General features: G+C 40.3%; 21 protein-coding genes. 4 read left to right on the top strand and 17 right to left on the bottom strand.

Annotated elements, in window-relative coordinates; all coding sequences use genetic code 11:
* Position 1: 1 nt before the first annotated feature.
* From ABEQ24_RS03965 to ABEQ24_RS03955, 3 genes are all read right to left on the bottom strand, one after another.
* On the bottom strand, positions 2 to 628 hold the full coding sequence (locus tag ABEQ24_RS03965) for a YveK family protein (protein ID WP_430005563.1): 627 nt from the start codon (positions 626 to 628) through the stop codon (positions 2 to 4).
* A 119-nt stretch (positions 629 to 747) separates the two neighbouring features.
* Positions 748 to 1,350, bottom strand: a complete 603-nt coding sequence (locus tag ABEQ24_RS03960) for a sugar transferase (protein WP_430005562.1) — start codon at positions 1,348 to 1,350, stop codon at positions 748 to 750.
* 280 nt (positions 1,351 to 1,630) lie between these two features.
* Complete coding sequence (locus ABEQ24_RS03955; RefSeq protein WP_430005561.1) at positions 1,631 to 2,707, bottom strand: bifunctional 3-deoxy-7-phosphoheptulonate synthase/chorismate mutase; 1,077 nt, start codon at positions 2,705 to 2,707, stop codon at positions 1,631 to 1,633.
* A 308-nt stretch (positions 2,708 to 3,015) separates the two neighbouring features.
* Here ABEQ24_RS03955 and pilM point away from each other — a divergent pair, with 308 nt between their 5' ends.
* Positions 3,016 to 5,136, top strand: coding sequence for a pilus assembly protein PilM (gene pilM, locus ABEQ24_RS03950; protein ID WP_430005560.1), 2,121 nt, complete (start codon positions 3,016 to 3,018; stop codon positions 5,134 to 5,136).
* A gap of 589 nt (positions 5,137 to 5,725) precedes the next feature.
* Here pilM and ABEQ24_RS03945 read toward each other — a convergent pair.
* The 4 genes from ABEQ24_RS03945 to ABEQ24_RS03930 all read right to left on the bottom strand — a co-directional run bounded on the left by ABEQ24_RS03945 (position 5,726) and on the right by ABEQ24_RS03930 (position 7,852).
* Positions 5,726 to 6,334: an SAM-dependent methyltransferase gene (locus ABEQ24_RS03945; RefSeq protein WP_430005559.1), complete on the bottom strand. Its 609-nt coding sequence runs from the start codon at positions 6,332 to 6,334 to the stop codon at positions 5,726 to 5,728.
* 69 nt (positions 6,335 to 6,403) lie between these two features.
* Positions 6,404 to 6,730 carry a bacillithiol system redox-active protein YtxJ gene (ytxJ, locus tag ABEQ24_RS03940; protein WP_430005558.1) on the bottom strand — a complete coding sequence of 109 codons (327 nt, stop codon included), beginning with the start codon at positions 6,728 to 6,730 and terminating at the stop codon, positions 6,404 to 6,406.
* A gap of 105 nt (positions 6,731 to 6,835) precedes the next feature.
* On the bottom strand, positions 6,836 to 7,354 hold the full coding sequence (locus ABEQ24_RS03935) for a YtxH domain-containing protein (RefSeq protein ID WP_430005557.1): 519 nt from the start codon (positions 7,352 to 7,354) through the stop codon (positions 6,836 to 6,838).
* Between the two features lie 51 nt (positions 7,355 to 7,405).
* A complete protein-coding gene (locus tag ABEQ24_RS03930; protein WP_430005556.1) occupies positions 7,406 to 7,852 on the bottom strand; it encodes a DUF948 domain-containing protein in 447 nt (148 codons plus the stop codon).
* Between the two features lie 213 nt (positions 7,853 to 8,065).
* Between ABEQ24_RS03930 and ABEQ24_RS03925 the strand changes: the two genes are divergently transcribed.
* Positions 8,066 to 9,181, top strand: a complete 1,116-nt coding sequence (locus tag ABEQ24_RS03925; protein ID WP_430005555.1) for an aminopeptidase — start codon at positions 8,066 to 8,068, stop codon at positions 9,179 to 9,181.
* Positions 9,182 to 9,226: 45 nt separating this feature from the next.
* On the opposite strand, the gene murC is transcribed toward ABEQ24_RS03925, so the two are convergent.
* The 6 genes from murC to ABEQ24_RS03895 form a co-directional block, all read right to left on the bottom strand.
* Entirely contained in the window at positions 9,227 to 10,525 is a 1,299-nt protein-coding gene (gene murC / locus ABEQ24_RS03920) for a UDP-N-acetylmuramate--L-alanine ligase (RefSeq protein WP_430005554.1), read from the bottom strand.
* Between the two features lie 499 nt (positions 10,526 to 11,024).
* Complete coding sequence (locus ABEQ24_RS03915) at positions 11,025 to 13,709, bottom strand: DNA translocase FtsK (RefSeq protein ID WP_430005553.1); 2,685 nt, start codon at positions 13,707 to 13,709, stop codon at positions 11,025 to 11,027.
* A 152-nt stretch (positions 13,710 to 13,861) separates the two neighbouring features.
* Entirely contained in the window at positions 13,862 to 14,473 is a 612-nt protein-coding gene (ytpR, locus tag ABEQ24_RS03910) for a YtpR family tRNA-binding protein (protein WP_430005552.1), read from the bottom strand.
* Complete coding sequence (locus ABEQ24_RS03905; RefSeq protein ID WP_430005551.1) at positions 14,473 to 15,294, bottom strand: DUF1444 domain-containing protein; 822 nt, start codon at positions 15,292 to 15,294, stop codon at positions 14,473 to 14,475. The genes ytpR and ABEQ24_RS03905 overlap by 1 nt, the downstream gene beginning before the upstream one ends.
* 29 nt (positions 15,295 to 15,323) lie before the next feature.
* Positions 15,324 to 15,641 carry a thioredoxin family protein gene (locus ABEQ24_RS03900; RefSeq protein ID WP_430005550.1) on the bottom strand — a complete coding sequence of 106 codons (318 nt, stop codon included), beginning with the start codon at positions 15,639 to 15,641 and terminating at the stop codon, positions 15,324 to 15,326.
* Positions 15,642 to 15,779: 138 nt separating this feature from the next.
* Complete coding sequence (locus ABEQ24_RS03895; RefSeq protein WP_430005549.1) at positions 15,780 to 16,280, bottom strand: hypothetical protein; 501 nt, start codon at positions 16,278 to 16,280, stop codon at positions 15,780 to 15,782.
* Positions 16,281 to 16,418: 138 nt separating this feature from the next.
* Between ABEQ24_RS03895 and ABEQ24_RS03890 the strand changes: the two genes are divergently transcribed.
* Positions 16,419 to 16,859: a YtoQ family protein gene (locus ABEQ24_RS03890; RefSeq protein WP_430005548.1), complete on the top strand. Its 441-nt coding sequence runs from the start codon at positions 16,419 to 16,421 to the stop codon at positions 16,857 to 16,859.
* Positions 16,860 to 16,864: 5 nt separating this feature from the next.
* Here ABEQ24_RS03890 and ABEQ24_RS03885 read toward each other — a convergent pair whose 3' ends face one another.
* Positions 16,865 to 17,392, bottom strand: coding sequence for a DUF84 family protein (locus tag ABEQ24_RS03885; protein ID WP_430005547.1), 528 nt, complete (start codon positions 17,390 to 17,392; stop codon positions 16,865 to 16,867).
* A gap of 92 nt (positions 17,393 to 17,484) precedes the next feature.
* Positions 17,485 to 18,558, bottom strand: coding sequence for a M42 family metallopeptidase (locus ABEQ24_RS03880; RefSeq protein ID WP_430005546.1), 1,074 nt, complete (start codon positions 18,556 to 18,558; stop codon positions 17,485 to 17,487).
* A 264-nt stretch (positions 18,559 to 18,822) separates the two neighbouring features.
* On the opposite strand from ABEQ24_RS03880, the gene ABEQ24_RS03875 reads away from it, so the two are divergent.
* On the top strand, positions 18,823 to 19,134 hold the full coding sequence (locus tag ABEQ24_RS03875) for a PepSY domain-containing protein (RefSeq protein WP_430005545.1): 312 nt from the start codon (positions 18,823 to 18,825) through the stop codon (positions 19,132 to 19,134).
* Positions 19,135 to 19,200: 66 nt separating this feature from the next.
* Here the strand turns inward: ABEQ24_RS03875 and ABEQ24_RS03870 are convergent, their stop codons facing one another.
* Both ABEQ24_RS03870 and trmB read right to left on the bottom strand, forming a co-directional pair.
* Positions 19,201 to 20,049, bottom strand: a complete 849-nt coding sequence (locus ABEQ24_RS03870) for a YtnP family quorum-quenching lactonase (RefSeq protein ID WP_430005544.1) — start codon at positions 20,047 to 20,049, stop codon at positions 19,201 to 19,203.
* A 53-nt stretch (positions 20,050 to 20,102) separates the two neighbouring features.
* Entirely contained in the window at positions 20,103 to 20,747 is a 645-nt protein-coding gene (gene trmB / locus ABEQ24_RS03865) for a tRNA (guanosine(46)-N7)-methyltransferase TrmB (RefSeq protein WP_430005543.1), read from the bottom strand.
* Positions 20,748 to 20,774: the final 27 nt, after the last annotated feature.

The following is a 20,774-nucleotide window of genomic DNA, read 5'->3' as shown; positions in this document are numbered from 1 at the left end:
TTTACTTTCGGGCATTCGGATGTTTTGCTATACTGTTCATCAATAAAGCTATCCATATAGAAACCATAAACGATATGACAAAAGTTATCCCCATAATCATTAAAGGCTTAGGGCTGACAGGATCAGGATTGACTGTCGCTTTATTCATAACCTTCACATTATTAACTTTAAGATTCATAAGATCCTGAACCCGTTCCTCAAATGCATCAGCAATTGCATTTCCAATCAGCAATGCTTCTTCTCTCTCAGGATAATCTACTAGTAATTCAAACATTTGAGATTCTTCTTTATTGTTAACACTTATATTTTTTTCTTTTATTGTGATGTTATGACCCTCTTCAGCCAAAGCTGATTGTGCCGATTTTAAGATCAGCGGACTTTGAACAATATCCTGGTAGGTTGTGACAAGCTTTAATGAATCATCTATACTGCTTGTTAAAACAGGATTTTTAGGATCTTGGTGATTACTGATCAGGAAATTTACTTTTGCCTGATACACCGGCTGAAGCAAGTGGAATGAAACATATGCACTTGTTAATACAGCCATAGAAGTAATTAGAATAATAATCCAAAACCGCTTCCAAATAATTTGAAAGAAACTCCCAAAATCAAGTGTTTCCTCTTTCATTTTCTTCTTCCTCTCTTACTTGCGTTAGTATTTATTCAATTTCTGAAATACTTTATGCTGTGATACAAAGTTCCGTGCTTATATACAGGGCATGAACGAAATAATGAGGCAAATCATTCTCAATCTTCCTGACTGTTCTTATAATTACCTTTAAACACTTCCGCTGTAGCCTGACCTTCCTGGTTTATATCTCTGCCTTGAAAGACCTTTAATATAGTCAGGAAAACTATTTTTATATCAAGAAAGAAAGATTGATGATCGACATACCATGCATCAAGTTCAAATTTTTTTTCCCAGCTTATCGCATTTCTCCCATTAACCTGAGACCATCCTGTCATTCCAGGTTTCACTTCATGACGCCGAAATTGTGCTGGACTGTACAAATCCAAGTATTCCATCAAAAGTGGTCTGGGTCCTACAAAACTCATATCACCTTTAAGAACATTAAATAATTGTGGAAGTTCATCCAGGCTGTATCTTCTAAGAAATCTCCCAAATGCGGTCAGCCTTAAGTCATCATCACCTATCTTATGAGTCTTTGAATTTGTCATTGTTCGAAACTTATAAATAGTAAACGCTTTACCATGCAGCCCTGGGCGCAGCTGTTTAAAAATAACTGGAGGTCCCAGTTTAACCCTTGTCATCAGCGCTACCGCTAATAAGAGTGGAGCAAGCATAAATAGAAGAAATAAAGAAAGCGAAAAGTCAAATAACCGCTTCAATTTGATCACCTCCCAGGACCTCGGCATTTCTAAAGACAAATTCAAATAGACTGTATGATGAAATTCCTTTAATACCTTATTCTACCGAGATTAAATGGGAAGTTGTCTTATAGAGAACAGGCTATTGCGGAAAATTGAAGAAGATTGGGCTGCATTTGAGATAGGCAAAAACAAACAGTTTTCCGAAATTCAGGCGTATTAATCAAAAAAAAATCGTCATCAAAAACCTATTATTTAAGGTTTTCGATGACGATTTATAGAAATTATTTAAATTAATTAGTTATGCCTTTACTCTAGTCAACGGTCTAATCTCATTCATGAACTCTGCGAACTGATCGAAATCCATTTGCTGAGCTGAATCCGACAGCGCGACCGCAGGGTCAGGATGAACTTCAGCCATAACACCGTCTGCACCAATCGCTAGCGCTGCTTTAGCACAAGGAATAAGCAAGTCGCGGCGGCCAGTTGAATGTGTAACATCAACCATGACAGGCAAGTGCGTTTCTTGTTTTAGAATCGGAACTGCTGAAATATCAAGTGTATTTCGAGTAGCTGTTTCGTATGTGCGGATTCCGCGTTCACAAAGGATGATTTGATCGTTTCCTTGAGAAATAATGTACTCAGCTGCATTTACGAACTCATCAAGTGTAGCTGCAAGGCCGCGTTTTAATAATACAGGCTTTTTAACTGCACCAGCAGCTTTAAGTAATTCGAAATTCTGCATATTGCGGGCACCGATTTGGATCACATCAATGTATTGAATCGCTGTTTCAATATCAGCCGGATTTACAATTTCACTGATAACAGCCATATCATATTCATCCGCAACGCGTTTTAAGATTTTTAAGCCTTCAAGTCCAAGACCCTGGAAATCATAAGGGCTTGTGCGCGGCTTGAATGCTCCTCCGCGCAATAAGCGGATTCCCTGTTTTTTAGCCTCTTCTGCAACAGCAGCTACCTGCTCATAGCTTTCAACTGCACATGGCCCAACAATCAATACTTGGTTTCCGTCGCCAATTTTGACGCCTTTAACATCAACAATTGTATCTTCAGGCTTCTTTTTGCGTGACACAAGAAGCGCTTTGCGGTGATCGTCTTCCTGAAGCTCTAAACTTGCTTTAAAGATTTCTTTAAAAATATGCTGCAATGTGGAGTCTTCAAAAGGTCCATCATTGTTCTCTTTAATTTTATTTAGCATTCTTCGCTCACGGACGGGATCATATCGATTAACGCCCTGCGCTTCCTTGGCTTTACCTATATCCTGTACTAACTTTCCTCGCTCATTAATCAGCTGTAAAATCTGCAGATTAATCTCTTCTGCTCTCTCTCGCAATGCTTCTAACTCGGCGTTACTCATCTCACTCATCCTTTCGCGTTTTTTAATATTGAAGAAACTCTTATGAAAAGCCGTCATCCGGCTTGTACATGCATCCCTTCAAAACTAGTGTTCAAGCGTGATGCAGCCTGCATCAGCTTTCTTAAAGAAAGAAAATATGATACATTTTCTTTAGTAATTAGTGATTATTATATACAAAATCCTTCCCGTTGTCACGCATTTTTCTTTAACATTTAAACGCTTTTAAGTGATAAAGCGTTTTTAAGCGCTAACATTGCTTTTTTATTTGTTTTTTCAAGTTATGGAGATTAATAAACGAGGTGCTCATTTTGTTAAAAGAAACTTATACATTTGCATTAGATATTGGCACCCGGTCAGTCGTTGGTTTGCTGTTATCGGAAAAAGACGGTGCCTATGAAATCATTGATACGGTCATAGAGGAACATGGTGAGCGCTCAATGCTCGATGGGCAGATTCATGATGTGATCTCTGTTTCGAAAGTGATTGCTTCTGTTAAAGGAAAGCTTGAAGAAAAACATGGAACTCTTCGCGAAGTCTGTGTGGCTGCTGCAGGGAGAGCTTTAAAAACGGTACGGGCAGAAGCTCATATCGAAATAGAAGGCAAACCCATTATTGAGACAGAAACCATCTTTCACCTCGAGCTTATGGCCGTTCAAGAAGCTCAGAAGCAGCTCGCCTTAAAAGAAAAAGCTATGCAGGAGTATGATTGTGTAGGCTATTCTGTGCTCCATTACAACCTTGATCATCAAGAGATTGGCAGTTTAGTAGATCAGCAGGGCAAGATGGCCTCTGCTGAAATCATTGCAACCTTTTTGCCGAAAGTTGTTGTAGAATCACTCATCGCTGCCTTAAATAGAGCAAATCTGGAAATGAAGGCTTTGACACTTGAGCCAATAGCGGCAATAAACGTGTTAATTCCTCCATCGATGAGAAGATTGAATGTAGCGCTGGTAGATATAGGGGCCGGAACGTCCGATATCGCAATCACAAATGAGGGAACGGTTACTGCATACGGGATGGTTCCAATCGCAGGAGATGAAATAACAGAAGCCATTTCTGATCAGTTCTTGCTGGATTTCCATGATGCGGAACAGGCAAAAAGAGAGCTGAATACATCTGAGAGCATCCTTGTGAAAGATATTTTAGGATTTGAAAATGAAGTTTTAAAAGAAGATGCGGTCGCGCTGATTCACGAGTCAATCGACAAACTCGCAAGTGCGATAAAAGAAGAAATCTATTCTTTAAATAAGAATGCTTCTCCAAAGGCGGTCATGCTGATTGGAGGCGGCAGCTTAACACCTAAGCTCCCTGAATTGATTGCCGAAAAACTTAACTTGCCAGTAAACAGGGTTGCAATAAGAGGCATTGATGCCATCAAGCAGCTCAAGTTTGCCGCTCATTTAAAAAAAGGGCCCGAACTGGTTACCCCCATTGGAATCGCAATTTCCTCCAATCAGAATCCAATTCAGTATGTCAGCGTTAAAGTTAATGACCGCTCAGTCCGGCTGCTGCATATGAGAAAACTGACCGTTTCAGACAGTCTTCTCTCTTCCGGAATTCAGCTGAGCAAATATTACGGAAAACCAGGACTCGCATTTATTGCCGCTTTAAACGGACAATCAATAACAATCCCCGGCACTTATGGAGAAGCACCTTTGCTTTATAAAAATGGGAAACTGTGTTCAGTTGAAGATGAAATTAACAATGGGGATGAAATCTTCATTGAAAAAGGGAAAGACGGCCAATCACTCAGTGTCGCCCTTTCTGATTTAATTGATCCAGTTCCAGCCAAACACATCCTGTTAAATGGAGTACGGGTAGAAGTTGAGGCAAAACTTTCCTTAAATGGGCAGCCTGCCTCTTTAACGGATCTGGTAGCTGACAGGGATTCCATCACTTATTCGTTTCCTGAACAGATAAAAGAGATTTTGCCGGGCGGAGCCTCTTTTGCTCCATTTCATCTTTTAGTAGACGGCAGCAGTGTGCAGTTTGATGCATTCTCTGGAAAAATTCTGATTAATCACGTTCCTGCTTTGCCATCCTCCTCATTTGAGGAATGGGATCAAATAACAGCTGTTCGGGCAAAATCACCATCTCTAAGCCAAGTCCTGTCTGAGCTTAATCTAACAGCATATGATTCCCTGCAAGTTTTCTATAACAAAGAGCCCCTGACACTCAGGAAGATGACGGCTGAAGTCTATAGAGACGAAAAGCTTCTATCCTTAGAGGATAAAATAAACAATGGCGACCAATTAACCATTAAGAAGCAGCCTCCAGTCTCCTTTATTTTTCAGGATGTCTTCACGGCTGTCGACATAAATATCCCTACTGAGGGAAGCAGAAAATTTCTTCTGTTGAAAAATGAAAAAGAAACAGCCTTTCATGAAGAATTGCTGCCTGGAGACAAGATAAGTATTGAATGGTTATAGGAAAAGCTGATCCGGCTGTACGGCTTTGATAGGCATAGTGATTTTAAAAAATCTGCTTGGTTGAGCTCGGCTATTGTGGTATTTTAGCTACCCTTTGATTCCATTATTTTGGCGGAGCTCGGCTATTGTGGAAGCATAGCACACCTTTGATTCCACTATCTCGTCGGGGCTCGGCTATTGTGGAAGCATAACACTCGTTGATTCCTCCATCCTGCCTGATATCCCCAATTATGGAATCATAGCACCCTTTTGATTCCACTATCTCGTCGGACCTCGGCCATTGCGGAATCACAGCACTCTTTGATTCCTCCATCGCACCTGACATCCCCAATTATGGAATCATAACACTCGTTGATTCCTCCATCCCGCCTGATATCCCCAATTATGGAATCATAGCACCCTTTTGATTCCACTATCTCGTCGGACCTCGGCCATTGCGGAATCACAGCACTCTTTGATTCCTCCATCGCACCTGACATCCCCAATTGTGGAATTACAGCACTCCTTTGATTCCTCAACCCCGCCTGGTCGAGGCATTTTTGGAATCATCGTAAAAAATGATTGTTCCATTTCATACTCAATTCCACCCTTAATAATCGAGCCTATAAATCAAAAATTGTTCTAACGGATTACGGTCATGAAATCCTGGCAGAATGACTTCTTTTTTATATTCAAAAGCGGTCTGGTTTTCTAAGAAATAAATGTACTCTTCTGAACAATAGTACAAAATCAGCTCGATTTCCCGCCTTGCTTCTTCAACCGACTGAAGGATATTGTTTATGACATTCATAAAAATTTCTTTTGAAAAAGGATTAAAGAAATAAAAACGATTATCTGCAGGATCGATTTTGTACTCTTCGGCCAAGCAGCAGTAAAACTGGATTTGCCCTTTTCGGCTCTTAGGTTTTTTCACATAAAGATCAAGATTTTTGATGGCTTCCTGGTGGAATTCCTCGTTCATTTCGATACCTTTGACAGCAGCATTGCTTAAATAATGAATATAGAAAATTGTTCTGCCTTTTCCAGAGCCAAAGTCAACTACTTGATCACTGCTGTTCAGCTCATATTCATGAAACAATTTCTCCAGTGCCGCATACGGAGTCGGTTCATATCTGTGATAATGCACTGACTTGCCAAATTCTTTTTGGCCGCCTTCCGTTTTTATATTTAACAACTGATCAAAAGAACGTTCGTTCATTTTACACTTTCTCCTATCATGCACATAAAAAAGGAACAGAGCTTTAGAGCCTCTGTCCCATCCTCTGCTTTATAATATGTTTTTAGTTAATGAGTCTTTTGTAATTTTCCAATGTGACTCATTCCATGCAACCTGTTTGTCTTTGAAAAGCAGAGCCTGCGGTGATTCGTGCTTCACACCGTAAGTTTCTGCTATATAATTTGAAAGAGGTCTTGCTTCCTGGACATTCAAGTAATAGGCATTAATCGAATCATTTTCCTCTGCAAAAACTTCGAATTGCTCGTAGGCTGCCTGAGCAATCGGACAAGTTAAGCTATTTTTGAAAAATAAAAAGGATTTTCCGCTGTCAGCGATTTGCTGGAATTCATCAACTGTATCAATCTTTATTTTGGCCATCTTGTTCCATTCACTCCTAAATTCAGGTTGGTCCGTTTATTGTACATGATTTCCTTCAAATATAAAAACAATCGGCAAAGCGGTTAACTTTGCCGATTCACTGTCTTATTTTTTTTCTGAAAATGCTTCTTTAGATTCTTCAATTTCTTTGTTCACTTGCTTTTTTAATTCTTCAGCATGCTGTGTAGATCCAGAAGCCGGCTGTACCGTTTCGCTAACAGGGCTTTGAATGGAAGAATTCAGCTGAGGATCATCACTTGCTGCTTCAGGCGCCAAGTTAAGCTTTACATCTTCAGGATTGTTTTCAGATTGCTCTCCGTTTTGGTCTTTAGAGTTTTTCAAATCACGGACTTTATTCATAATTTGACTGGATTGCTCTGATACTGCCTGAGATAGATTAGCTGACTTTTCTTTTGCAAGAGCTGCAAATTCAGTGCTTTTCTCACGGGCATCATTTGTGATTTTCCCTGTTTTTTCTTTAACAAGGACTGCCTGCTCACCAATATTATCACGAAGTTCTTTACCAGATTTAGGTGCAAGGAATAATGCAGTAGTTGCTCCTACAATTCCTCCAATTAGTGTTCCGATAATAAAATCTTTACTGTTGATTGAATCTTTACTCATGATAAATTCCTCCCTATTGCGATTCTTATTTTATATTTTTTTAAAACGAATTCATATACTTGGCTGTTTCTGCTGACGCTCATGTTTCTGCTTCTTCAGCTTCCATTTTCCCCAAACATCCATTGCAACGTTGCTCCATTGTACTACCTGATTGATTTTATCCTGGTTTTTCTCAAGATTTGTACTTACTGATGCTGATACTTTCTGAACAGAATCATTAAAATTCTGAAGAGATGAACCAACACCCTGAACCGCGTAAACAACCGTGTTCAGCTTTTCTGATTTTTCCTGAATGTCCTCTGCCAAAGCATTGGTCTTATGTAGCAGCTGAGTCGTTTCAAGCGTTATCCCCTGGATTTGATTCTCAAGTCCTGCCAGTGTTCCAGCTACATTATTTAATGTAGAAGAGAGGGATTTTAACGTTTTAGACAGGAAAACGACTAGTACAGTGAATGCAATTGCAATTAGTGCAACAGCTAAGTATAAAATAATTTCCAACTTCAGCACCTCCAATAAGCGATAGTAACTGTTTCCCGCTAGTATTCAAATATAAACATAAAGATTTTCTTATTGCTAGTATTCTACAAAAAAATTTGGATTCCCTTCCTATTATGGCCGTGTTTTTAAATTTTCAATAAATATTTTAAATTTTTTTCTGACATCGGTTACAATAGACATGTATTACTTAGTCGCATACCGGGAGGAAAAAAAGTGAAAGACCCAAGAATTCAAAAGCTCGCAAAAAACTTGATCAATTATTCAGTCAAACTTCAAAAAGGAGAAAAAGTTCTGATTGAAAACTTTGGCCTGCAAAGAGAATTAGTTACAGCGCTTGTTCATGAAGCATATGCTGCAGGCGGATATCCGTTTGTTTCTCTTAAAGATCAGCAGGTGGACCGCGCTCTTTTGCTCGGAGGACAGGAAGAACAGTTTGGAATGATGGCTGAGTTTGAAGCAAATGTCATGAGCAAAATGGATGCCTATATTGGCCTTCGTTCAGGAGACAACATCAACGAACAGGCTGACGTGCCTGACGCTCAGATGAAGCTGCATGGCAGAACAATCGGGCAAAAAGTTCACCGCGATATCCGTGTTCCTAAAACAAGATGGGTTGTTTTACGTTATCCGAACTCTTCAATGGCTCAGCTCGCAAAGATGAGCACCGAAGCATTTGAAGATTTTTATTTTGATGTGTGCAACCTGGATTACGGAAAAATGGACAAAGCTATGGACGCGCTAGCCGATTTAATGAATCAAACAGATGAAGTAAGAATTACAGGACCGGGAACGGATTTGGTTTTCTCTATTAAAGACATTCCTGCTGTTAAATGTGCAGGGGAAATGAATATTCCTGACGGTGAGGTTTATACTGCCCCTGTTCGTGATTCTGTTAATGGAACGATTACATACAATACTCCGTCTCCATATAACGGCTTTACATTTGAAAATGTGAAGCTTACATTTAAAGACGGAAAAATTATTGAAGCCTCTGCTAATGATACAGAACGCATCAACAGCATTTTCGATACGGATGAAGGAGCAAGATATATCGGCGAATTTGCAATTGGTGTTAACCCTTACATTCAGCATCCGATGCAGGACATTCTATTTGATGAAAAAATCGACGGCAGCTTCCACTTCACTCCAGGTCAGTGCTATGATGATGCATTCAATGATAACCACTCTAACATTCATTGGGATATGGTCAACATTCAGCGTCCTGAATACGGAGGCGGAGAAATGTATTTTGACGGTGTGCTCATCCGAAAAGACGGCCGTTTTGTCATCGATGCACTAGAATGCCTGAATCCTGAAAACCTGAAATAAGCACAAAAAAAGCATGAGGCGTTCTCGCCCATGCTTTTTTGTATATTATGCCAGAGCCTTTTCGTAAGCCTGCTGGTATTTCTGAATGTCTCCAGCTCCCATGAAAACGAGAACTCCATTTTCATGCTGCTTTAAGACGGCGGTTTCTTCTTCATCAATCAATGAAGCGCGTTCGATTTTATTTTGCAGATCCTGAATCGAAAGTTTTCCGATGTTTTCACGTGCAGAACCGAATATGTCGCAAAGGTAGACCGTATCAGCTTTCTTCAGACTGTCCGCAAATTCCTCTAAAAACGATTGTGTGCGTGTAAAGGTATGCGGCTGGAATACCGCAACGATTTCACGGTCCGGATATTTCTGTCTAGCAGCGTCAATCGTTGCTGTGATTTCAGTAGGATGATGCGCATAGTCATCAATTAGAACTTGGCTGCCGATTTTCTTTTCATTAAAACGGCGCTTTACCCCTTCAAATGTTTGAAGCTGCGCCTGAATCACTTCTGCATCAATCTCTTCGTAATGACAAAGTGCAATAACAGAAAGTGCGTTCAGTACACTGTGATCGCCGAATGTCGGAATTTTAAAGGATGCATAAAAAGTGTTTCTGACAAATACATCAAAACTTGTTCCATCAGTTGCTTTGACGACATTGCGGGCCTGAAAGTCATTTTCTTCACTGAAACCGTAATAAACAACAGGCACGTTTGCCTGGATATGCTGAAGATGCTCATCATCACCGCAGGCAATAATGCCTTTTTTGACTTGCATAGCCATCTCTTGAAAGGCTTTAAACACATCATCAATGCTGCTGAAGTAATCTGGATGATCAAAATCGATATTCGTCATGATGGCATAATCAGGATAATAGGACAAAAAGTGTCTGCGATATTCACATGCTTCAAAAACAAAGTATTCGCTTTGCTCCATTCCTCTGCCAGTTCCATCTCCAATTAAAAATGAAGTTGGCTTCGCTCCCTGAATAACGTGAGCAAGCAAGCCTGTGGTTGAAGTTTTGCCATGGGCGCCTGTAATGCCGACACTTGTAAACTTCTCCATGAACTCGCCCAAAAACGTATGATAGCGAATAACCTTAAGTCCAAGGCTGTGTGCTTCCTCAATTTCCGGATGGGAATCAGGAAAGGCATTTCCGGCTATGATGGTTAATCCTTCTTTGATATTATCTTTTGAAAATGGAAAAAGCGGAATACCGCGCTGTTCTAAAGCTTTTTGAGTAAAAATGGTTTTTTCAATATCAGATCCCTGAACTTCGTAGTTCATATCATGCAGAATCTGTGCAAGGGCGCTCATTCCAGTCCCTTTTATTCCAACGAAATGGTAAACAGTCATAAATAGAACCTCCAACAAACGTCTATCTGTTTGACATTATATGATTCTTATCCCAAATTGCAACCCAGGTTTAATTAGAATGCATAAGATAGCGGATATGTAGTATAGCTTACGATTTTACATTATAGCAGAACGCTATTTAGATAACTATAAGAAAAGCGTCCAGCATAACTGACAAACAAACCAGGCATTTTGTCTTTATATTTTTTAAGTGAGTGAAACGGGCCGGTTTATCCTGCCCAATGCATATTAAACGATATCCATGAACTTGGCAAGTGCGGAACAAAAAGGGAATGTTTCCCTGTTCATTTAAACATTACGGACAACTGCTTCAAAATATGTCTTAATTTGCGCGGAAAAATAGGGGAACTGTTTAAAAAACAGTTTTCCCAATTCCCCGCGATAATTACTTCTTCAGATAAAAATTTCTATTTCGATAAAGATTTACCATAAAAAACACTTTTTTATTTCTATGATAATGGAAAACCCTGTTCTCGGGTTACATTCCGCTTTCTTGAATGGTTTCGAGGTCCTGCTCTGAAATCAGAACTTCACGGGGTTTACTTCCTCTCGCTTCTGAAATAATTCCCTGCTTTTCCATCATATCCATAAGCCTTGCAGCACGGTTGTATCCGATTCTGAATCTTCTCTGCAGGCTGGAGGTTGAGGCCCCTCCCTGATCTACCACATATTCACATGCTTCAAGCAGCAGTTCATCTTCTTCATTTCCAATGCTGGACTTCTTCATCAGCTCTTCCTGTTCAAATAAAAAGACCGGCTTCATCTGTTTTTTTGCATGGCTGACGACACGCTCAATTTCTTCATCAGATACAAAGTTCCCCTGAATGCGGACAGCTTTGGATGTGCCATTTTCTAAAAAGAGCATATCCCCTTTACCAAGCAATTTTTCTGCTCCGGCCGAATCGATAATTGTCCGGGAGTCAACTTGAGATGAAACAGAAAAAGCAATTCTAGTCGGAATATTCGACTTGATTAATCCAGTAATAACATCTACAGATGGTCTTTGAGTAGCAACAATTAAATGGATTCCGCACGCTCTTGCCTTTTGAGCAATGCGGCAGATTGCTTCTTCAACGTCAGCAGGAGCTGCCATCATTAAATCAGCAAGCTCATCAATGACAATGACCAGATACGGCATGTGCTCACCGCTGTTATGTTTGGCAGCAAGTTCATTATAGCGGGAGATGTCCCTTGCTCCTGCATGGGCAAATAGCTCGTACCGTCTTTCCATTTCTTCTACAGCCCATTTCAATGCTCCAGTTGCCGCTTTTACATCCGTAATGACCGGACTGACAAGATGGGGAACATTGTGATACGGGGCAAGCTCGACCATTTTAGGGTCAATCAGAAGCAGCTTCACTTCATGAGGCGAAGCTTTGTAAAGCAAACTTACTAAGATGGTATTAATACACACGCTTTTTCCTGAACCCGTTGCTCCCGCAATTAATCCGTGCGGCATTTTTTTCAGATCTGTCACAACAGCCTGTCCGGAAATATCAAGGCCAAGGGCAGCTGTCAGCGGAGACGGATTATTTCTGAACTCCGCGCTTCTTAGAATTTCGCGCAAATAGACCATCTTGCTGTGCCTGTTCGGCACTTCTATTCCGATTCTGTTTTTACCCGGAATCGGGGCTTCAATGCGGATATCTTTAGCTGATAAGCTAAGTTTGATATCATCTGTTAAATTGGTAATCTTATTTACTTTCACTCCAGGTTCCGGCTGCACTTCAAGACGGGTAACCGCAGGACCCTGTGTGACATGAACAACTCTTGCTTTCACATTGAAATTTTCAAGGGTCACATTCAGCAATTCTGTTTGTTCCCTCAGCCAATCCACATCATCAACATATTCCTTAGGCGGAATGTTCAATAGCTGCAATGAGGGGAAAAGATAAGATGATGATCCAGAAGGTGAAGATCCCCCGGACTTTTGAATTTTTTGTTTATCTCTTCCAAACATCATGACATTAAATGGAACGGCTGATCTGCCAGAACGATTTTCTTCTCTTTCTTCTGAAGGCTGTTCATTCGTTATTTCATGTGCAGTATTTTCTGATTCATCCTTTAACCTTGTTTCCTCTTCTTTATCAAGGGAAATCTCTTCACGTGCATCCGGCTCATAATTAATTGACGTTATAACGGCAGATTCTGAAGTATCTTCCGGCTCTTCCACTGTCATCCATTCGGACTTCGTTTGCTTTTCTTCGTGTACATCAATGTCGAAGGGTTCCTCTTCTGCCTCAATAGGCGGCTGTACTTGTTCTGTCAGGACCAATTCTGTTTCATCTGAAGCTGCCGCTATTTCTCTATTTTCATATGGCATGGGCTGTACTTCTTTGTTATAAGCTTGACTGGAAGAAAGAATGCTTGCCTCTTCTTGTTCGTCATCAGATGCAAAGGAAAGAAGCTCTGAATTTTTATTCAATCCTTCATTTGGAACGGTGATTTCTGGAATCATTTCACGTACCGGTTCCGCTTCTTCTGTCCTTAAAATCACCTGCTCATCTTTTCTAGGAATTTCACGTACGGGTGATACAGGAATTTCCGCTGCTTCACGTTCTCTCATTCTCGCAGCTTCTCTTTTCAAAAGCTCGGCCCGTTTATGTTCATTTAATTTTGACATAACGGATTCTGTAGATTGCGCTGCTTCTTGAAAGCTTTTAAATAAACTTGATACCGGCTCGCCCCCGCTTTGACTGGCTTCATTTCTTGGACTGATCCGATACTCCAGGGGTTCTTGGTTATCTCTTGGCCTGAAGCCGTAAATTGGAGAAGGAATTTCAGTTGGGTGAAATGGCCTCTTTGAATCAGAATTTGTCTTCATTCTGGCTGGTTTACCAGGTACACGCCCTGTGCTGCTTACTTTCTGAGGCTTCGTCCTTTCAGTCTTTGTACTTTCCGGACTTTTCCTTCTCGGTTCTGGACGGTTCTTTTGATGATCAGGAATCATCGGAAATTTAAAATTGCCTTTAGGATATTGATAGGCTATTTTTGTTTCTACATTTCTCACATTTGAAGGCTGCGTTTTTGGCGGTACAGGTGCTCTATGTACAGGCTGCTGTTGTTCTGGAATTTGCCTTTTTTCAGCTGATGTTTTTTCTAGGTGTTTGTCTGTCTCTGTATCACCGGCAAAATAATTGATCATTTTTGAAAACCAACTCATAAAAACCACTCTTTCAAAGGTTTCGTCTTATTTACTATTGTAACAGTTAATCCTATCTTTTAAAGATGAAAAAAGCCACTAGAAAATTCCCTAGTGACTTTTTAACTTTTAAATAGAGTATTCGCTTTAGAAAATACGTTTATGGGAGTCCATTATTTTTTAAAAAAATCGGCTCCGATTTCATAATGACCGTCTAAAACTAAAATCCCTTTTTCCTGCGGGGCATCCGGCAGATCTAATTCTTTTGCAGAGCAGATCATTCCGCTTGAAGGAACGCCTCTGAGCTCAGCATCCTTTATCACGAGGCCGCTTGGCATAATTGCTCCAACTTTAGCCACAACAACCATTTGTCCGCTGTCGACATTAGGTGCACCGCACACAATTTGAAGTTTTTCACTGCCGGTGTTCACTTGGCATACGCTCAATTTATCGGCGTTCGGATGTTTTTCTTTTGATTCTACCAAACCAACTACAAATTTCGGGGAAAGATCAGCATGCAGCTGTTCCTCAAAACCATTTTGATGAATGCTGGCATTCAAATTATTTAGGAGCGTTTCTGTCAATTCAACAGCTCCTCCGCTGCTTTCGGTTTCAAAATAAGAAGATGCATTGAAGAGATTGTATCCCGCTGTTTCCCCTGAAACATTGTTGAATATCCGGACTGCATCTCCCTTCTTTTCAAATGCTCTATTTTCTTCTGAAACTTCCGTGATTGAAATCAGCAGGGTATCCCCTACACCTTCTTTGTTATAAAATACGCGCATTATTGTTTACCTTCCTCTTCCTTTTTTGCCCGGTTCTTTGCAAGGATAAAAATCGGCTCCAGCTCGCGGTTTTCATACAGAAAAGACAGTGCAGTAATGGGCACCCTTCCGCTTGCAAAAAAGCTCATTGCCATCTGGCCTAAAATATCATAGCCTGTATCATTTCTGATGTCCGCAATAATCAGCACATCCTGATGCGGCACTGCAATGGCCATAGTCCCCTCCATTTTTTCATGAAACGAATCAAGGATGGTGTCATTAAGCAGACGGCTTGCATCATAGCCATCATTTGCATTTAAAAAGTAGAAGACATTTCCTGCTGCATGATCTTCTTTTACACTTGTCTGCAGCGACCTGAGATTGAACCTTGCCATTTCTTTGATTTTGCTGAACGTCCAGTTCTCTCTTTCCATCATTTTCACATCAATTAAACGATAGGAATTTCCAAGATCAAGCGCATAATAGATTCTTGTCTCAGCTGTATGTTCTTCATGTATCAGCAAAACCCCGTCAGAGGATTCTACAGGAAACGATGTTGATCTGATAACAGGGAAAATTCCTTTTTCTTTACCTGTCAGCTCCTGTTCAGCATTCATAACTGTCAATGCTTCTTCGATGTAATAAATCAGTTCATCAACAGCCGCGTCTTTTTTCTCTTCCCATTTAGCAATAATGCCGGGAAGAGATATTGTCATTCCCTTTTTAGTCGAATCATCTTCGACACGCAATTGATCCTTTTCTCTATCATAATGGCTTGTCCAATCTTTATGTTTTAAGCGCTCTTTGATTGTCTCTGCCATTTTTCTTGAAGTCATTTTCATGGTTCATTCCGCTCCCTGCCGAAACTGTTTTATGAAGATAATCCCGCTATAAATTCCTGAATCTGCTCTTTCGTTTTACGGTCCTTGTTCACATAACGTCCTGTTTCCTGTCCTTTGCTGAATCCTACAAAACTCGGAATGCCAAATACATTTAATTCAGCGCAAAGATCAATAAATTGATCCCTGTCTACATAATAAAAAGTGAATTTGTCATTTTCAGCCTGAAGTTCCGGCAAAAACGGATCTATAAAACGGCAATCCGGGCACCAGTCAGCTGAAAACATAAGAATCACATTTTCTTTTTGAATTACTTCGTTATATTGTGCCATTGTTTGTAATTTTTCCATGTTAAACCCTCCAATAATATCGTTTCCAATTCGTGCAATCATCCATTCGCATCATACCAAAAGAAGCACTCTGTTACCAATAGTTTAGCCTGCATAAAAGAAAAAACCCCTTTGAGGCCAAAGGAGAATTCTCTTATTTTAATAGGTAACAGAAGACACAATTCCCATCATTTGTTCAGCTGCATCTGCAACATTGCGTCCGTTTGTTTGCGTTGTCATTTTGACTCCGCCTATTCCGGCAGAAACCTCATACTCATCGTCTTCTAGTTTATCGACGAGAACGTATCCGAATCTTCCATTATCCTTAAAGGTTTCTTCTACTATTGGATCTTTGTATTGCTCAAGCAGCGATTGATAAAAAACGGTGCTGTCCTCTTTTTCTTTATCATTAACAAATAAAATATATTGTTCATCATCACGTTTGAAAATCAAGTTATTATTTTTTGCAGATTCGACTTTATAGCCTTCAGGCAAATGATAATTAAAAGTGCCGCTTTCTTCATTGTCAGCAGCCGGTTTGCTTGTAAACGTCTTTTTTGTCTGATCGATCGTTGCAGTTTGCATTTCTTCTTCATTCATTGAACAGGCTAATAAGGAAAAAAGAGAAGCAAAGATGATGCCTGCTAGAATTTTTTTCAAGAGAAACCCTCCTTATTCAATAGGAAAATAGGACCCTTTTCTATAATAACCCTTTCATTTTAGAATTGACAAGAGAGCTAGGTTTTATGAAAAGAAAAAAAGGGTATAAAACGTTTAAAAAAGAGGTGTACTTTTGGAATGAAACTGCAAGTTTATTTAGCTGGAGAAATACATAGTAATTGGAGAAATGAAGTTAAAGATAAGACCGGGAATCTTCCAATCCTGTTTACAGGACCAATGGAAAACCATGACAGATCTGATCTGATTGGAGAAGAAATACTGGGCACACAGCCAAATGCTATATACAGAGACGAAGCTGCATCAAGAATTAATAATTTCAGATCAAAAGTTTTAATGGCAAAATCAGATATTGTGATTGCATTATTTGGAGAAAAATATAAGCAGTGGAATACTGCAATGGATGCAAGCAGTGCATTGTCGAACAACAAGCCATTAATTATCATCAGGCCTGAAAATCTGCACCATCCGCTCAAAGAGCTTTCTTCTAAAGCTGATGTCACGGTAGAGACGGTTGATCAGGCAATTGCAGTCCTATCCTATCTGTTTGCACAAGAGTAGCGGCTTTATTTGCCGCTGCTCTTATTTTGCATATAAAAATATTGTCCGAATAAAAGTTTTGAAATGTGAGTAAACATTTCTGTCCTGTTCACTAACCCATTTGTAAAAATGCCAATGGCTCCTTCATTCTGACTTACATGAAACTGATTCGCATATTCATCCATAACGATGCCTAGCTCTACACCTGATTTTACCTTTCTGCCAACATCCTCCGGGAGTAAGATCCTGGCGCCGCCTGCAATTATTGGGACAAATCCAGTCCCTGTTAACGCACCCCAGTTGCATAAATAAAAACCTTGGATGGTTTCAATTAAGCCTCCTTCAAGGCCTATGCCAAGAGCAGCAAGCTCCATCTCTCTCGCGTTTTCCGCCCTGTTAACGGCTCCCTGTATCGTTTCCTCATCTGAGAACGGCTGGTCTGAAACTCCCGATGGAACTTTTAAGCTTTGGAATGTCATTTGCTCATAATTAAATAGAGATGCTTTTACCGCATTCACTTTTGCCGGGTTTAAGGTGCCAATGGCTATTTTCATTCTTTTCTCTCCTAAAACATCTATAGACATAAATTATATACTGCTTATCTTTGAAAAAGGGAAACCACAACAGTGATTTCCTCTTCTTCCTTCTATGAATTTTGCTTAATTGTATTTAATGTCGTTTGATCACATGCTTTTACAAGAGTGACGATTAATTCTTTTGCTGCAGCATAATCGTCAATATGGACAATTGAAGCTGCCGTATGAATATAACGAGAGCAGATGCCAATAACTGCTGAAGGAACACCGTCATTTGAAGTATGAACACGTCCTGCATCTGTACCGCCTTGCGACACGAAATACTGATACGGAATATTGCCCGATTCTGCTGTGTCTAACACAAATTCCCTCATTCCTCTGTGTGTCACCATTGTCCGGTCTAAAATGCGGAGCAGCGCGCCTTTTCCGAGCTGGCCAAATTCATGCTTTGCTCCGCTCATATCATTCGCAGGGCTCGCATCAAGAGCAAAGAACAAGTCAGGCTGAATCATATTGGCAGCAGTTTGAGCTCCTCTAAGCCCTACCTCTTCCTGTACAGTTGCTCCGGAATAAAGAGTGTTTGGAAGTGTTTCATTCTTCAGCTCTTTTAACAGCTCAATGGACAATCCGCAGCCATAGCGGTTATCCCAGGCCTTAGCCATAATCTTTTTTGGGTTTGCCATTGGAGTAAACGGACAAACAGGAAGAATTTGCTGACCAGGCCTAATTCCAAGCTCTGCTGCATTTTCTTCTGAATCTGCTCCAATATCAATCAGCATATTTTTTATCTGCATCGGTTTGCTGCGCTGATCCTCACTTAATAAATGGGGGGGAATCGATCCGATGACGCCGGGAATTGATCCATGACTTGTTATGACCTCAACGCGCTGTGCAAGCAGGACTTGACTCCACCAGCCGCCGAGCGTCTGGAATCTTACCATTCCGTTCTTCGTTACACCCGTTACCATGAACCCAACTTCATCCATGTGGCCTGCAACCATAATTTTTGGACCTTCCGATTGACCGCGCTTCACCCCGAAAATACTTCCTAAACGGTCTTGAACAATCTCATCTGAGTACTTGGTGAGCTCAGAACGCATGAATTTACGAACCGCATGCTCATTTCCCGGTGCGCCCGGAAGTTCCGTCAATGTTTTAAAAAGCTCTAACGTCTCTTGGTTCATCCATCATATCCCCTTTACGTATGTATTCTTTTATTTTACAGAAAGTTATCGTTTCGTGCTACTAAAGAAAAACACAGCAGCGGATCAAAAAATGAAGGAAGATAGCGGAAAATTGTATCTTTCTAAAAATTTTCTATTTTTCAAGCTGAATTGCAGCTTTATTCAACCCGCATCTTTTGATTTTGCCTGCAGCTCAATTCACTTAACAACCGTGCAGATCTTCTGTATACTTAAATCAATGTGTTAAGGATGGAGGAGATCGTAATGAATTGCAGAAAAGCATTCATTGGTATTGGAATTGGCCTTGCTGCTGCCTACATTTTCAAGGATCAATTAAAGCCCGCATTTATTTCTTCTGAAAAAGCTCTTTCAGTTGTGAAAAATGCCTTTAAGGAAAAGGGTCCAATCAATGGATCATGGATCTATACAGTCCGCGAGACCTATACTGATTCTGGTGAGACGTACAGTATTTATAAAGCAGGCATTACCAGAACGGCCGACTCGGAGCTCGAACAATACGAAGCTTTTGTGGATGCAAAAAGCGGGAATATCCTTCACGTAGAACAAATTGCTTAAAGATAAAGGAAAAAGCCTGTTTTAAAATGCAAATGGCATGGAGACACCGCTCTCCATGCCATTTTTTTATTCTGGTCGAATTCTTTCAACTTTATCGATCATTTCTCTTTTTTCATTAAATTTGACTGCGCGGTAAAAGGCGTCATGATAAAAAGACAGCCAAGTCTGTTTTTCGCCCGCATACCCGAGCCATTTTTGCTTCTGCAAAATCGAATTCATAGGATAATCATCGTATGCAAGCACCCATAAAGGATTGGAGTGGGCATGTGTAGGCATGAGGTCTGCCATATGGAGAAGGATATCTCCATTATCTTCTATTTTGATTATGCTGTGACCATCACTGTGGCCGCCCGTATGAATCATTTCTATGCCAGGCACCGGCGCTGTTTTCTCCTCAAAAGGAACGACCTGTTTTTCGATAGAAAGCCAATTTTCCTTCCAGTATGTATTTGCGGACCTGATATTAGGTTCTCTCATTTCATTCCATTCGGTAGACGACGTGATAATTTTTGCATGCGGAAATACTGAAACAAGTTCATCATTTACAAGCTTGGTCAGACCGGAAACGTGATCGAAATGCAGATGGGTCATAAGAACATAATCGATATCTTCCGCTTTCAATCCCATCTCATTTAATGAAGCGGTTACATTTGATTCAGCCGTCACCCCAAAATTCCGCTTTTGCTTATCGGTAAGTCTTCCTGAACCAATACCGCTGTCAATCATCAAATTGATGCCCTCTTTTTGAACAAGGATTGGATCCGTGCGAAGCTCAATCTGATTGAGTTCATTAACAGGATATTTTTTTGACCATAGCGGTTTGGGAACGACCCCAAACATTGCGCCTCCATCAAGATAAGTTACCCCTCCGTCAAGCCATGTCAACGTTGTTTGACCTATTTTTAAAGTTTCCATATTATCCCCTCCCATTCAATCATAACAAAAAAACCCGCGTCCGTGGACATGGGTTACTTTTTTAAAAATTTCACTTCAGAGCGATAGATTCTTTGCCCTTTTTGTGAAAATTTCTCTTCATATTCAGTCATGATGTTGCCTTCATAGGCGCTTTTATGCAAGTCCAGACTTACGTAAGTTAAAAGCAGTCCATAAGATGAGAAACTTTGAAGCGAATACTCAAACAGCCCCTGATTATCTGTTTTAAAGTGAATTTCACCTTCATCAACCAAGATATCTTCATACCTTTTAAGAAATGTTTTAAAGGTTAATCTGCGTTTTTCATGTCTCGTTTTCGGCCATGGATCAGAGAAATTCAAATAAACTCTGTCAATTTCGCCTTTGGCAAAAATGTCAGTCAGATCTTCTGCATTCTCATTGAGCAGAAGAATATTTGTCCGTTCTGCATCCACCGCTCTTTGAAGAGCCCCGACAATGACACTTTCAGATAATTCTATGCCAATGTAATTTATGTTAGGATTAGCGCCTGCCATTCCAACCACAAATTGCCCTTTCCCTGTCCCGACCTCAATATGAATCGGGTTAGTATTCCCAAAGACTTCATTCCATTTTCCTTTAAACTCTTTAGGATTTTGTATCACAATATTTGAATGCCCGGCAATGAAATCATTGGCCCAGGGCTTATTACGCAATCGCATGAAGCACACCTCTATCGATTTAATGTC

The organism is Metabacillus idriensis (assembly GCF_050483325.1).
GTDB lineage: Bacteria > Bacillota > Bacilli > Bacillales > Bacillaceae > Bacillus_P > Bacillus_P idriensis_A.
Note: the sequence above shows the minus strand (reverse complement) of the source record. Positions and strands in the feature narration are given on the sequence as shown.